Raw genomic sequence first — 12,505 nt, forward strand, 5'->3', positions numbered from 1 at the left:
TTATCCATGTTTCGCCGCACTTTCATGGGCGCCGCCGCCGCACTGGCATTTGCAATGCCACTCAAGGCAGAGGCCGCTGATATTGTTGATACCGCCGTTTCGGCAGGTTCGTTCAATACGCTGGTCGCTGCTGTTCAGGCGGCTGGTCTGGTAGACACGCTTAAGGGCGACGGCCCGTTTACCGTCTTCGCGCCAACGGATGAGGCTTTTGCGGCACTGCCCGAAGGCACCGTGGAGTCCCTGCTGCAGCCTGAAAACAAGGACCAGCTTGTCTCGATCCTGACCTACCACGTGGTTCCGGCCAAAGTGATGTCCGGTGACATTGCTGGCAAGCGCGCCAAGGTTCTGACCGTTCAAGGCGACCGCCTGAGCGTGAACGCAAGAAATGGCGTCAAGGTCAACGATGCGAAAGTGGTTCAGGCCGATATCGAAGCAAGCAACGGCGTCATTCACGTCGTTGATGCAGTGATCCTGCCCGAATAAGACAAATAAGACCCCCTGACGAGAAAGCCCCGGTCCTTTTGGCCGGGGCTTTTGTATTGGTTGCCGTGGCAGTCAGACCAGACGCACCTGTGTGCCGACTTTGACCAGCGGGTACAATTCTTCCACGTGCTGATTGTACAAACCAATGCACCCGGATGAGCTTTGGCGGCCGATTTTGCGGGTATCATGGGTGCCATGGACCAGATACGCAGGCCAGGCCAGATACATGGCGCGTGTGCCCAGCGGGTTGCCGGGATCGCCGCCTTCCATCCGAACCGGAAGTGACGGGTCACGCTCACGCATTGACGCGGTCGGGGTCCAGCTTGGGTTTTCTGCTTTGCGGACAACTTGGGTATAGCCGCGTTTGGTCAGCTCTTCGCTCATCGGAACAGAACTTGGGTACAATTTGTAAGTCCCGTCGGGACCCCAATAGTGTACGGCCCGGCTGGTTATGTCGGCCAACAGGCACCCGGCGCCGATTTGATCAAAGTGATCCTGCCAGCTCTGTTGAGAAAACGAAGACACGTTGCGGCGCACTGGAAGTTGCGTGCTGATTGCCTCTTCGTCCTGGGGGAACGCGTCGACGCTTTGTGCCCGGACAAGGGCAGGGGTCGCCAACAAGGACGTCACGCCCAACAGGGCAGAGCGGCGGGTCATGCGAGAATTGGACAAGGCTGCCTCCGAAGGTGGATCTGCTCGAAACATTTGGTTGGCGGCAAAATATTGATCTGCGCCTTGTTTTTCTAGGGGGCTGGGGCTGAATTTCTCGTGATTGAGCGATGTTGGCATCTCGGTCGCCCCTGCATGCAAAAACCCGGCCCCAAAAAGGGCCGGGTTTTCGCGAAAATTGCGGCTTTGATCAGTCCATCGCTTTGAAGTTGAACTCGCCGCCTTCCTTGATTCCGGATGGCCAACGCGCGGTCACCGTTTTGGTACGCGTATAGAACTTGAAACTGTCCGGACCGTGCTGGTTCAAATCGCCGAACATGGATTTCTTCCAGCCACCAAATGTGTGATAGGCCAGTGGAACTGGGATCGGGACGTTTATGCCGACCATTCCGATGTTGACGCGGCTGGCAAAGTCACGCGCTGTATCGCCGTCGCGGGTGAAGATGGCAGTGCCATTGCCGTATTCATGATCCATCGCCAGTTTCAACGCCTCTTCATAGGAACCGGCGCGCACTGTCGACAGAACCGGGCCAAAGATTTCCTGCCGGTAGATGTCCATATCAGGGGTGACATGATCGAACAGGTGCGGGCCAACAAAAAAGCCGTTTTCGTAGCCTTGCATCGAGAAGTCGCGATTGTCGACGACCAGCTTGGCCCCCTGTTCCACGCCAGAGTTAATGAGGCCGAGAATGCGTTGCTTCGCAGCGCCCGTCACAACCGGCCCCATGTCGACATCGTCGCCCGCAGTGTACGGGCCGACTTTCAGTTTCTCGACACGCGGGATAAGCTTTTCGACCAGCGCATCTGCAGTCTCTTCGCCAACCGGAACAGCGACAGAAACAGCCATGCAGCGTTCGCCCGCGGCGCCAAAGCCAGCACCGACGAGCGCATCTGCCGCCTGATCCAAATCTGCGTCCGGCATAACGATCATGTGGTTCTTTGCACCGCCAAAACACTGTGCCCGCTTACCGTTTGCGGTTGCCCGGCTATAGATATACTGCGCGATGGGGGTCGAGCCGACAAAGCTGACACCCTGAATGATTTCGCTGTCGAGGATCGTGTCGACGGCCTCTTTGTCGCCATTTACAACCTGAAATACTCCCGCGGGCAATCCGGCCTCGACAAACAATTCGGCCAGCATCAGCGGGACGGATGGATCACGCTCGGACGGTTTCAGAACGACGGCGTTGCCGCAGGCCAAAGCGGGACCAACGTGCCAAAGCGGCATCATTGCGGGGAAGTTGAAAGGCATGATCGATCCGACGACACCCAAAGGTTGGCGCATCGAATACATATCGATACCGGGACCGGCGCTGTCGGTGTATTCGCCTTTCAGCATTTGCGGCGCGCCGATGCAGTATTCAATCACCTCGAGCCCGCGCTGCAGATCGCCTTTTGCGTCAGGAATGGTTTTGCCATGCTCGCGGGACAGAACCTCGGCCAGCTTGTCCATGTCGCGGTTCATCAATGCGACCATCTTCATCATCACGCGCGCGCGTTTTTGCGGGTTTGTTGCGCCCCATTCGACCTGCGCGGCTGCGGCTTGTTCGATGGCCGCGGTGGTTTCGTCCGCGCTGGCCATCGGACATTTATATTGCACCTCGCCCGTTGCCGGGTTGTAGACATCATCAAAACGGCCGGACGTGCCCGCCACCATTGCGCCGTTCAGGAAATGGGTCAGATCGTTCATCGAAAACTCCTCCGGTGGATTTGCGCGCAGAATAGACTTGCAAAAATGGCTTGAACAGAGGCATCTTCCCAAAGGTGTTTTGCAAAAATGCAAAGGTCGAAACGTGACACCTAACTGGGATGACATGCGCGTATTTCTTGCCGTTGCGCGTGAGCAAAGCCTGTCTGCAGCCGGCCGTTCCCTGAGGCTGGACCCGGCAACAGTTGGCCGCAGAATAGCAAGGCTTGAAGCCGCACTGACGGCGACGCTTTTTACGAAGTCGCAGCAGGGGTATGTTCTGACCTCTGTCGGCGAAAGACTGTTGGATCACGGGATGCAGGCCGAAGAGGCAATGCGCGCGGCTGCTGGGGCAATGGCCGGATCCTCAAAAACGTTGAGCGGCCAAATACGCATTGGCGCGCCGGATGGCAGCGCAAATTACCTGCTGCCGCAAGTCTGCGCCAAGATCAGCGACGCCAATCCGGACCTCGACATTCAGATTCTGGCGCTGCCGCGTGTGATCAATCTGTCAAGGCGCGAGGCCGATATGGCTGTGACTGTGAGTGTTCCGACCGCGGGGAAGGTCGTGGTTCAGAAAATCTGCGACTACAAGCTGCACCTTGTAGCAGCCGAGGATTACCTGACATCACGGGAGAAGATCCGAACCGTCTCGGACTTAAAATCGCACCGGATGATCGGATACATCCCGGACATGATTTTTGACCGGGAATTGGATTATCTGGTCGATATCGGCATAGACCGTGTCGCTTTGGCATCAAACTCGGTCTCGGTGCAGTTGCGCCAGGTCAGTTTTGGTACGGGCGTTTGTGTGGCGCATGACTTTACGCTGCCGTTTCACCCAAACCTCAAGAAAATATTGACAGATCAGGTCAGTCTGAGCCGCAGTTTCCATCTGGTGCGCCACCAGGGTGACCAGCGAAACGAGCGTCTGAACCGCTTTGCACAGGCTTTGACCCACGGTTTGCGCGAAGAGGTCGCGCGGCTGGAGGCGCAAGCTTCACCTTGACAGGTTCGGGCATTCCGGCAACGCTTTGGAAAACAGTACGTTATTTTCGGAGGTTTTTTTGTATGCTCGTTCAAGCCATTCTCAAGTCCAAAGCCACAGACGGGGTGGTGACGGTTGAGCCGACAGCCACTGTTTCCGAAGCTGCGAAGATCCTTGCCGAAAAGCGCATGGGTACAGTCATCGTGTCGGAAGACGGCGGGCGGACCGCTGCCGGGATTTTGTCCGAGCGTGATATTGTCCGCGAACTTGCCGCAAGTGGCAGCGGGTGTCTGACGAAACCGGTCAGCACCTACATGACATGTGATCTGGTCACAGCGACGCGCCAAGACACGGTGCAGGATATTCTCTCACGAATGACCGAGGGGCGTTTCCGCCACATGCCGGTGCTGGAAGATGGGCAGCTTGTCGGCATCGTGACCTTGGGCGACGTAGTCAAGGCGCAGTTGACCGAACTGGCAATGGAAAAAGACGCGCTGGAAGGCATGATTATGGGCCACTGAGTGCCCAAAGGGGCCGATCTGCCCCTTGCACCAGCGGCAAAGTTATGTTTGCTTGCGCAGAAATTTTGTTGCGCCGGAGTACCTGATGCGCGTTGGATTATATCCCGGAACATTTGATCCCATAACGCTGGGCCATATCGACATCATTCGCCGCGCCGCGGCATTGGTGGACAAGCTGGTGATCGGCGTCGCAATCAACCGCGACAAGGGCCCGATGTTTTCGCTGGAAGAGCGTGTGGCCATGATCGAAGCAGAATGTGCGCACTTGACCGACCAGACTGGCACAATGATTGTCGCACATCCTTTTGAGAACCTGTTGATCGATTGCGCACGTGATGTCGGGGCCCAGATCATTGTGCGTGGGCTGCGGGCGGTTGCGGATTTCGAATATGAATTTCAGATGGTTGGCATGAACCGCGCGTTGGATAACTCGATCGAAACCGTGTTCCTGATGGCCGAAGCACGGCATCAGGCGATTGCATCGAAACTGGTTAAGGAAATCGCGCGCCTGGATGGAGACGTATCAAAGTTCGTCACGCCCCGCGTTAATGAGGCTTTGCGCGCACGCGTTGGTTAGCGTCGGCAATCACCGCCAGAACGCAAGCCAATCAAGAAAGTCGTAAAGTTTCTTGCCCAGGAACAGCAAATGCTCGGTTCCGACCAATGCCACGTCCAGCATTACGCCTCCTAAAATGAGCACACCGAGCCATATGGCGATTTGATTTGTCATGGGCTGGCCTGAACGAAAATGCCCGCCCAGATAACCTGAGCGGGCGACATGGTTCAAGCGGCGTTGGAGAACTCAGTTAAGGCGTCCCATCGCAACAGCGACATCCGCCATACGCACCGAGAATCCCCATTCGTTGTCGTACCAGGCCAGTACACGGACCATGCGGTTGTCCACCACCCGCGTTTGATCGGGGGCGAAGATCGAGCTTTCCTCGGTATGATTGAAGTCGGTTGAAACAAGCGGCGCAGGCTCATACCCGAGAACGCGTTGCATCGGGCCCTTTGCGGCGTCTTCAACGATTGCGTTCACCTCTTCGACCGTAACATCGCGCGACGCGCGGAAGGTCAGGTCAACAGCTGAAACATTTGGCGTCGGGACGCGAATGGCGGACCCGTCCAGACGACCTTTGAGGTTCGGCAGCACCTCACCCAATGCTTTTGCAGCACCGGTCGAGGTCGGGATCATCGACATCGCGGCAGCCCGGGCGCGGTACAGGTCGCCATGGCGACGGTCAAGCGTCGGTTGATCGCCGGTATAGGCGTGGATCGTGGTCATGATACCATGCTCGATGCCGATGCCTTCGTCCAAAACCTTGGCAAGCGGGGCAAGGCAGTTCGTGGTGCAGGACCCGTTGGATACCATTCTGTCGTCGGTATTCAGGCTGTTGTGGTTGACGCCGAACACAATGGTCTTGTCGACATTCTTGCCCGGTGCGGACAGCAGAACCCGTTCTGCGCCGCGCTCAAGGTGTGTTTTGGCCTTCAGCCCGTCATTGAATTTGCCGGTGCATTCCAGAACAACGTCGCAGCCATCCCAATCCAGCTCGTTCATGTCATAGGTCGAAAACATCTCCATCGGACCACGGCCCAAATCCATGGTGTTGCCGTTGATCATGACATCGCGGGGAAAGCGTCCGTGGATGCTGTCATACTTCAATAGGTGCGCCGAGGTTTCCAATGGGCCGGTTGCGTTGACCTTGATCACTTCGATGTCGTTCCGGGCAGAAGCCGCGATATGCGACAGGGTACAGCGGCCAATGCGGCCAAAACCATTGATACCGACCTTGATGGTCATGGGACGTCTCCAAATGCGCTTGCTTTCCCGGCCATATAGCCGCGAATTGAGAATCTCAAAAGGGCAAAAATGGCATATTTTGAAGGTGTTAGCGCAAACCTGGGCCGATTGCGCTAACGCTTGCGCTAGCCGTCGGATAAGGTAGGGTCCGTGATGAAGCCCGTGCTGTGAAAGGACACACAATGAGCGGTTTGTTGGCCCTGTTGGACGACGTTGCAGGGATTGCCAAAGTTGCGGCGGCATCGGTAGACGATGTGATGGCGGCGGCCGGCAAGGCAGGGGCCAAAACGGCAGGTGTGATCATCGACGATGCCGCAGTTACGCCGAAATACGTGCAGGGTTTCGCACCGGCCCGCGAATTGCCGATCATCTGGCGCATCGCACGCGGGTCGATTTTCAACAAGATAATCCTTTTGCTTCCGGTCGCGCTGCTGCTGGCGAATTTTGCACCCTGGCTGATTACGCCGCTGCTGATGATCGGCGGGTCGTATCTGTGTTTCGAAGGGGCGGAGAAGATTTTTCACGTCCTGTTCCCGCATGGCAGTACTGAAATCAACAAGGACATGTCGGTCCGCGACCCGGGCCATTTGGAAGAGCAGAAAGTCAAAGGCGCAATCAAAACCGATTTCATCCTGTCTGCTGAAATCATGACAATTGCTCTTGCCGCGATCGAGGCACCCAATCTGTGGATGCAGGCCGCAACCTTGGCCGTGGTCGGGATTGGCGTGACCGTCGCCGTTTACGGCTCTGTTGCTCTGATCGTGAAGATGGATGATGTCGGGCTTTACTTGGCGCGAAACGCACCAACACCCGTCGGTCGCGGTTTGGGCCGAGGTTTGGTTCGCGCGATGCCGACTGTTATGAAGACCCTGTCTATTGTCGGCACGGCTGCAATGCTCTGGGTCGGCGGATCAATCGTGATCCACGGGATGGAGGTGTTGGGCTTTGGCTGGCTGGGCCACCACAGCCACGATTGGGCCTATGCGATAGGTCACTCCGTTTCGGAGCAGTGGGTCGGAGCGGTGGAATGGATCGCGAAGGCTACGATGGATGGGATCTTTGGTCTGATCTGGGGATTGGCCTTGATCCCGATTGCCACAAAAGTCATCGGGCCGATTGTTGGAGCCTTTTCGGGGAAGTCTGCTTAGAGGCCAAACTTACCATGCCCAGAGTATTGCAGAAGTTCAATGTTCGCACTATGTTCCGGTGACTGAAATTGAGGCGAAAGGGATGAAATTACAGTGCGACGAACGCTAAGAACAAAAGCAATTGCAGTCTGCAATGAGAAGATTGCGAAGAAGGGTGAGACGGTAGGCCTTTCGTTTTATGCATTTTTTGCCAACAAGAATGACGACCCGGAGCTGCTTATGGAAGCGGCGGAATGGTGGATCAAAACTCACGAGCTTGATCATTTCGAGAAGGCCGTAAAAATTCGAGACATGATCGACTCTGGCGTTTGAGTAACAGCAGCTTCGTCCGCAGAGCAGACATCCAAGCCTAAACACCCTATGACACAACAAAGGGCGCTCGCCAGAGCGCCCTTTCTGCTACCACATCATTAGCCTGGATCAGCCCAAAAGTTCCTTGACCTTAGCTGCCGCTGCCTCGGCCGTAATGCCAAAATGCTTGTACAGCTCACCCGCGGGGGCCGAGGCGCCAAAGCTGGACATGCCGATGAACCCGGCCTTGGCTTCGCGGCCGCGCTCGCCCAGCAGCCAACGGTCCCATCCGCCGGCGCGTACAGCAGCTTCGATACCCACGCGCACGGGGCCGCCCGGCAGAACACGCTTGCGGTAAGCTTCGTCTTGTTGCGCAAAGAGTTCCATGCACGGCATCGAGACGACGCGGGTGCCGATCCCGTCCGCTTCCAGCATCGCCTTGGCCTCCATCGCCAGAGACACCTCGGAACCGGTGGCGATAAGGATCGCCTGACGTTTGCCTTCGGCTTCGGCAAGAACGTAAGCGCCTTGGGCGACAAGGTTCTTGGTTTTGTGCTGTGTTCGCACAGTTGGCACGCCTTGACGGGTCAAAGACAGAACCGAGGGGCTGTCCTTGAAGGTCAGCGCCAGTTCCCAGGCCTCGGCGGTTTCAACAGTGTCGGCGGGGCGGAACACATAGGTGTTCGGTGTTGCGCGCGAGATCGCCAGATGCTCGACCGGCTGGTGGGTCGGGCCGTCCTCGCCCAGACCGATCGAGTCATGGGTCATCACGAAAACCGATGGGATCTTCATCAGCGCTGCCAGTCGCATCGACGGGCGGGCATAGTCAGTGAACGCCATGAACGTGCCGCCATAAGGGCGGATGCCGCCATGCAGCGCCATACCGTTCATCGCTGCCGCCATGCCATGTTCGCGGATACCGTAGTGGATGTAGCGACCCTTGCGGTTTTCCGGCAGGAAGACGCCCATATCGGCCGATTTGGTATTGTTCGATCCGGTCAGGTCGGCCGAGCCACCAACGGTTTCGGTCATGATCGGGTTCACGACGTTCAGGACTTTTTCGGACGAGGCGCGTGTCGCGAGTTTCGGCTGATCCTCGGCGATCTGCTTTTTGAATGCGCGGATGGCACCGGCCAGTTTCTTGGGCGCCTCAAACGCGTAGGCACGGTTGAACTCGGCCTGTTTGCGCTCGGACAGCTGAGAGAAGCGTTCTTCCCATGCGGCCCGCTCGGCCGCGCCGCGGGCACCGATGGCCTCCCACGCAGATTTGACATTGGCGGGAATTTCGAACGATTCGTGCGGCCAACCATAACCGTCTTTGGCAGCCTGCAACTGATCCAGATCGGTCAACGCGCCGTGGCCCTTGGCTGTGTCCTGAGCCGCGTGTCCCAGCGCAATGTGGCTGTCGCAGGCAATCATCGTCGGTTTTTTCGAGGATTTCGCCTTTGTGATCGCGGCGTCGATGGCCTGAGGGTCGTGCCCGTCAATCTCGATAACCTGCCAGCCCGAAGCGGCAAACCGTTTCACCTGATCGGTGCGGTCTGCAATGTCCACGGGGCCGTCGATTGTGATGTTGTTGTTGTCCCAGAACACGATCAGCTTACCCAGCTCATGACGGCCCGCGAGGGTAAGGGCTTCTTGACTGACGCCCTCCATCAGGCAACCGTCGCCCGCGATGACGTAAGTGTAGTGATCAACAACCTTCTTGCCGTAATGCGCGCGCTGGATTTCCTCGGCCATGGCAAAGCCTACCGCGTTGGAGATGCCTTGTCCCAGAGGTCCGGTGGTTGTTTCGATCCCGTCGACAAGAAAGTTTTCCGGGTGGCCGGCTGTCTTGGAGCCCAACTGTCGGAAATTCTTGATTTCATCCAGAGTCACGTCAGCGTGGCCTGTCAGGTAGAGCAACGAATAGACCAGCATCGACCCATGACCTGCAGACAGGATGAACCGATCGCGGTCCGGCCAATTCGGCGCGGTCGCGTCGAACTTCAGGTGCTTTTCGAACAGCACGGTTGCGACGTCCGCCATACCCATCGGCATGCCGGAATGGCCGGAATTGGCAGCGGCGACAGCGTCAAGGGTGAGGGTGCGGATGGCCGCAGCCTTGTCCCAGTGTTCGGGGTTTGCATTGCGCAGCGCAGTCAGGTCCACGGGCGTTGTTCCTTTGGATTACAAGCAGATTGCGGGCTCAATACCATCCACCCCTCAAAGTGCAAGCGGAACCCGGTGTGACGGCTCAGGACCGCTTCAAGAGCGTGGCCCAAGCCCTTGAAAGCAAACAGTGGGTATTTTCCGCCACATTCCGTTAGACTAGACCTCAGAACCGCCGCCCGTGATTCGGTCAGGCGGGCAACAGAACGAACCTTGGTTAAGAGGTGACAGGGGCATGAGCCAAATCGAGGAATTGCAACGCCGTATCATGGCGGCGATGGAACGGATCGGGACCGGCGTTGAACTGCTGGGAAATGCGGCACGACCGGACGGCGAAGAAGGCTTGCGGGTCGCCTTGGAAGAAGAGCGTCTGGCGAACGCTCAGCTGGAAGAACGTCTGAAAGCGCTGAAGGAGCGCCACGATCAGGAAGTCGACGCGATGCGCGCGGATCTTGAGACACTGCGCGGCCAGCCGGCGCCCGGCAACGAAACCGATCAACTGCGCGCACAATTGGCCGAGGCGACAGCCCGGCTTGCCACTGTTGAAGCTGCCCGTGCCGATCTGGCCGAGGCGAAAGCCGCGCTTGAAAACAGCAGCGAAGTAGATGAACTGAAGGCCGAGATTGAAAGCCTGCGTGAGGCTTCGAGCAATTCGGAAGAAACGGCGTCGCTCCGGTTGGAGATTGAACGACTTACGCCTATCGCAACCCGGGCAGGGACGCTGGAAGAAGAACTTGTCAAACTTCGCGCCGAAATGGTCGATAGCGAGCGTTTGGGCGATCTGAACGCCGAGTTGGAGATGTTGCGGGCCGAACGCACCAGCCATGGCGCGGCGATGTCGCGACTGGACGACGATTTGCAGAGAATGCGCAAAGCAAACGAAGAGCTGCGCCATGCGGTTGATGAGTTGCGTGCCGCAGCCGAAGACGGAATGCCGGACGCCGCGCTTTTGAACCGCGCCACGGTTGCCGAGCTTGAGGCGACCCGCGCCGCGCAGGCCACAGACGCAGCCGAGGCCCGAGCGGTGCTTGCCCGGCTGGAACCGTTGCTGACCCAAGCCAACCTGGCGGAAGGAGAGGTAGAGTAATGCCCGAGGTAACAATCAACATCGGCGGTCGCGGTTTTGACGTTTCCTGCCGCGATGGCGAAGAAGAGTTTCTACAGGCTGCGGCCAAGTTGCTGGATGATGAGGCGCAGGTTTTGTCGGACCAGATGGGCCGGATGCCCGAATCGCGGATGCTGCTGATGGCGGGTCTGATGCTGGCGGACAAAACTGCTGGTCAGGAAGAGCGCATGCAAGCGGCCGAGGCCCGGGTGGCCGAAGTCGAAGCGGAACTGAACCGATTGCGCAGCGCACCGCTGCCCGAGCCGGAACGTGTTGAGGTCGCAGTCGTGCCGCCGTCGGTGACCGATACCTTGGCGGAAATGGCTGCCCGGGCCGAAGCCGTGGCTGCGGTCATTGAAGAAAAAGCAAGGGGTTAAGCGGCATGCACAGGTTTCTATGCAGCGCGGCCTTTTTCGCCTTTGGCTCAGCAGCTTTTGCGGAAATCGACATCCTGTCTGTGACGTTTACCTGCGAGAATAACACTCCAGTCCCGGTATCCTATTTCAATGCATCTGACGGCTCGGGCGCGGCGGCAATGTTGATCGACGGACAGCTTATCGCAATGCGGCAAGCGGAAAGCGGATCGGGCATCCGGTACGTGTCGGAAGGTGGCGAGGGCATCTATACCTTGCGTTCAAAAGGCTGGGATGCGTCGATTTCCTATCAAGGTTCCGCCAGCACAGCCCCCGAACAGCTTGTATACGGGAACTGCACCAGCAAATAGGTAAATCAGGCGTTTGCTTCGCGGATTTTGTCGGCCGCATCTTTGTCGTAGCCGACACCATTTTCATCAAACAAAGTGTCCAGTTCGCCAGACAGGGTCATTTCCGTGATGATGTCGCAACCGCCGACAAATTCGCCTTTGACGTAAAGCTGCGGCACGGTCGGCCAGTCCGAATAGTCCTTGATGCCTTGGCGCACGTCTTCGTCTGCCAATACGTTCACGTCGGTATAGTCGACGCCCATGTAATTCAGCACACCAGCGACGCGCGAGGAGAATCCGCATTGCGGCATCTCTTTGGTGCCTTTCATGTAAAGCACAACGTCATTGGCTTTGACGGTCTCGTCGATCTGGGTTTTCACGTCAGTCATTTCGCGTTTCCTTTGCTCTTCGGCATCATCGCTTTGGCATAGTCTTGAGGATCATTCGGGACGCGGTATTGCGTGGAATGTCCACCGCCAGACCCGCCTGAGTCATAAATTGTGAAAATAGTGCGATATCCCAATCCTGGGCGGGTTCCTCGTTTGGAATGGGGGTCATTTCTGGATCGGCTTCGTGCCAATAGTGCCGTCAAAATAATAACGGCCGCGATACCAACGACGATGCCAGGTCCAAGCTCCATTTTACTCCGGCACTTTGGTGGTTAAAGCCAGCGCATGCAGTTCCCCATCTGGCCCATCCATCTTGCCTTTCAAGGCCGCATACACAGCGCGTTGTTGTTGCACCCGGTTTTTTCCGCGAAAGCTCTCATCCACGACCATGGCGGACATGTGAACGCCATCGCTGCCGCCAACCTGAATTTCCGCGTTGGGAAAGCTCTCGCGCAGCAGGGTTTCAATCTCGTGGGCGCTCATCGGCATGTAGGTTTACTCCAATAGGTCTTTCCCAAGACTTAGAGCGCCGGGCAGGGGGGCGCAAGACGTAGCGGCGCAGGGAT

The 12,505-nt window shown here is 57.5% G+C and carries 16 protein-coding genes; 9 read left to right on the top strand and 7 right to left on the bottom strand.

The window, feature by feature from the left end; genetic code table 11:
• The first annotated feature begins 6 nt into the window (after nucleotides 1-6).
• Nucleotides 7-483, top strand: a complete 477-nt coding sequence (locus RA28_RS15265; RefSeq protein WP_039530463.1) for a fasciclin domain-containing protein — start codon at nucleotides 7-9, stop codon at nucleotides 481-483.
• A gap of 72 nt (nucleotides 484-555) precedes the next feature.
• Here the strand turns inward: RA28_RS15265 and RA28_RS15270 are convergent, their stop codons facing one another.
• Complete coding sequence (locus tag RA28_RS15270) at nucleotides 556-1,188, bottom strand: L,D-transpeptidase (protein WP_241481148.1); 633 nt, start codon at nucleotides 1,186-1,188, stop codon at nucleotides 556-558.
• A 154-nt stretch (nucleotides 1,189-1,342) separates the two neighbouring features.
• The gene (locus RA28_RS15275; RefSeq protein WP_039530465.1) at nucleotides 1,343-2,842 is read right to left on the bottom strand and encodes a CoA-acylating methylmalonate-semialdehyde dehydrogenase; all 1,500 of its coding nucleotides are present in this window, start codon (nucleotides 2,840-2,842) and stop codon (nucleotides 1,343-1,345) included.
• Between the two features lie 103 nt (nucleotides 2,843-2,945).
• Here RA28_RS15275 and RA28_RS15280 point away from each other — a divergent pair, with 103 nt between their 5' ends.
• The 3 genes from RA28_RS15280 (at nucleotide 2,946) to coaD (ending at nucleotide 4,925) form a co-directional block, all read left to right on the top strand.
• Nucleotides 2,946-3,848 (top strand): LysR family transcriptional regulator, encoded by a 903-nt coding sequence (locus RA28_RS15280; RefSeq protein WP_039531687.1) that lies wholly within the window; start codon nucleotides 2,946-2,948, stop codon nucleotides 3,846-3,848.
• A gap of 62 nt (nucleotides 3,849-3,910) precedes the next feature.
• Nucleotides 3,911-4,348, top strand: a complete 438-nt coding sequence (locus RA28_RS15285) for a CBS domain-containing protein (RefSeq protein WP_039530467.1) — start codon at nucleotides 3,911-3,913, stop codon at nucleotides 4,346-4,348.
• A gap of 85 nt (nucleotides 4,349-4,433) precedes the next feature.
• Nucleotides 4,434-4,925 (top strand): pantetheine-phosphate adenylyltransferase, encoded by a 492-nt coding sequence (gene coaD / locus RA28_RS15290; protein WP_039530469.1) that lies wholly within the window; start codon nucleotides 4,434-4,436, stop codon nucleotides 4,923-4,925.
• 225 nt (nucleotides 4,926-5,150) lie between these two features.
• On the opposite strand, the gene gap is transcribed toward coaD, so the two are convergent.
• Nucleotides 5,151-6,152, bottom strand: coding sequence for a type I glyceraldehyde-3-phosphate dehydrogenase (gene gap / locus RA28_RS15300; RefSeq protein WP_039530474.1), 1,002 nt, complete (start codon nucleotides 6,150-6,152; stop codon nucleotides 5,151-5,153).
• A 182-nt stretch (nucleotides 6,153-6,334) separates the two neighbouring features.
• Between gap and RA28_RS15305 the strand changes: the two genes are divergently transcribed.
• Complete coding sequence (locus tag RA28_RS15305; RefSeq protein ID WP_039530477.1) at nucleotides 6,335-7,300, top strand: DUF808 domain-containing protein; 966 nt, start codon at nucleotides 6,335-6,337, stop codon at nucleotides 7,298-7,300.
• A 93-nt stretch (nucleotides 7,301-7,393) separates the two neighbouring features.
• Nucleotides 7,394-7,612 carry a DUF6500 family protein gene (locus tag RA28_RS15310; protein WP_039530479.1) on the top strand — a complete coding sequence of 73 codons (219 nt, stop codon included), beginning with the start codon at nucleotides 7,394-7,396 and terminating at the stop codon, nucleotides 7,610-7,612.
• Between the two features lie 108 nt (nucleotides 7,613-7,720).
• Here the strand turns inward: RA28_RS15310 and tkt are convergent, their stop codons facing one another.
• Entirely contained in the window at nucleotides 7,721-9,742 is a 2,022-nt protein-coding gene (gene tkt, locus RA28_RS15315) for a transketolase (protein WP_039530482.1), read from the bottom strand.
• A gap of 235 nt (nucleotides 9,743-9,977) precedes the next feature.
• Here tkt and RA28_RS15320 point away from each other — a divergent pair, with 235 nt between their 5' ends.
• The 3 genes from RA28_RS15320 to RA28_RS15330 are packed head-to-tail and all read left to right on the top strand — an operon-like array spanning nucleotide 9,978 to nucleotide 11,571.
• A complete protein-coding gene (locus tag RA28_RS15320) occupies nucleotides 9,978-10,829 on the top strand; it encodes a hypothetical protein (RefSeq protein WP_039530485.1) in 852 nt (283 codons plus the stop codon).
• A complete protein-coding gene (locus RA28_RS15325; RefSeq protein ID WP_039530487.1) occupies nucleotides 10,829-11,224 on the top strand; it encodes a cell division protein ZapA in 396 nt (131 codons plus the stop codon). The genes RA28_RS15320 and RA28_RS15325 overlap by 1 nt, the downstream gene beginning before the upstream one ends.
• Nucleotides 11,225-11,229: 5 nt before the next feature.
• A complete protein-coding gene (locus RA28_RS15330) occupies nucleotides 11,230-11,571 on the top strand; it encodes an MliC family protein (protein ID WP_039530490.1) in 342 nt (113 codons plus the stop codon).
• Between the two features lie 5 nt (nucleotides 11,572-11,576).
• Here the strand turns inward: RA28_RS15330 and grxD are convergent, their stop codons facing one another.
• The 3 genes from grxD to RA28_RS15340 form a co-directional block, all read right to left on the bottom strand.
• Entirely contained in the window at nucleotides 11,577-11,939 is a 363-nt protein-coding gene (grxD, locus tag RA28_RS15335; RefSeq protein WP_039530492.1) for a Grx4 family monothiol glutaredoxin, read from the bottom strand.
• A gap of 25 nt (nucleotides 11,940-11,964) precedes the next feature.
• Nucleotides 11,965-12,108, bottom strand: a complete 144-nt coding sequence (locus tag RA28_RS22840) for a hypothetical protein (RefSeq protein ID WP_193747412.1) — start codon at nucleotides 12,106-12,108, stop codon at nucleotides 11,965-11,967.
• A gap of 83 nt (nucleotides 12,109-12,191) precedes the next feature.
• Nucleotides 12,192-12,428: a BolA/IbaG family iron-sulfur metabolism protein gene (locus RA28_RS15340; RefSeq protein WP_039530494.1), complete on the bottom strand. Its 237-nt coding sequence runs from the start codon at nucleotides 12,426-12,428 to the stop codon at nucleotides 12,192-12,194.
• Nucleotides 12,429-12,505 lie beyond the last annotated feature (77 nt).

Origin of the sequence: Ruegeria sp. ANG-S4 (assembly GCF_000814005.1) — a bacterium.
Classification (GTDB): domain Bacteria; phylum Pseudomonadota; class Alphaproteobacteria; order Rhodobacterales; family Rhodobacteraceae; genus Ruegeria.

Excerpts from the sequence above, each read along its gene's own strand:
- gap (WP_039530474.1), bottom strand. The coding sequence starts at position 6,152 with ATGACCATCAAGGTCGGTATCAATGGTTTTGGCCGCATTGGCCGCTGT.
- RA28_RS15340 (WP_039530494.1), bottom strand. The coding sequence starts at position 12,428 with ATGCCGATGAGCGCCCACGAGATTGAAACCCTGCTGCGCGAGAGCTTT.
- coaD (WP_039530469.1), top strand. The coding sequence starts at position 4,434 with ATGCGCGTTGGATTATATCCCGGAACATTTGATCCCATAACGCTGGGC.
- RA28_RS15275 (WP_039530465.1), bottom strand. The coding sequence starts at position 2,842 with ATGAACGATCTGACCCATTTCCTGAACGGCGCAATGGTGGCGGGCACG.
- RA28_RS15305 (WP_039530477.1), top strand. The coding sequence starts at position 6,335 with ATGAGCGGTTTGTTGGCCCTGTTGGACGACGTTGCAGGGATTGCCAAA.
- RA28_RS15325 (WP_039530487.1), top strand. The coding sequence starts at position 10,829 with ATGCCCGAGGTAACAATCAACATCGGCGGTCGCGGTTTTGACGTTTCC.
- RA28_RS15265 (WP_039530463.1), top strand. The coding sequence starts at position 7 with ATGTTTCGCCGCACTTTCATGGGCGCCGCCGCCGCACTGGCATTTGCA.
- RA28_RS15270 (WP_241481148.1), bottom strand. The coding sequence starts at position 1,188 with ATGTTTCGAGCAGATCCACCTTCGGAGGCAGCCTTGTCCAATTCTCGC.
- RA28_RS15285 (WP_039530467.1), top strand. The coding sequence starts at position 3,911 with ATGCTCGTTCAAGCCATTCTCAAGTCCAAAGCCACAGACGGGGTGGTG.
- RA28_RS15330 (WP_039530490.1), top strand. The coding sequence starts at position 11,230 with ATGCACAGGTTTCTATGCAGCGCGGCCTTTTTCGCCTTTGGCTCAGCA.
- RA28_RS22840 (WP_193747412.1), bottom strand. The coding sequence starts at position 12,108 with ATGACCCCCATTCCAAACGAGGAACCCGCCCAGGATTGGGATATCGCA.
- grxD (WP_039530492.1), bottom strand. The coding sequence starts at position 11,939 with ATGACTGACGTGAAAACCCAGATCGACGAGACCGTCAAAGCCAATGAC.
- RA28_RS15320 (WP_039530485.1), top strand. The coding sequence starts at position 9,978 with ATGAGCCAAATCGAGGAATTGCAACGCCGTATCATGGCGGCGATGGAA.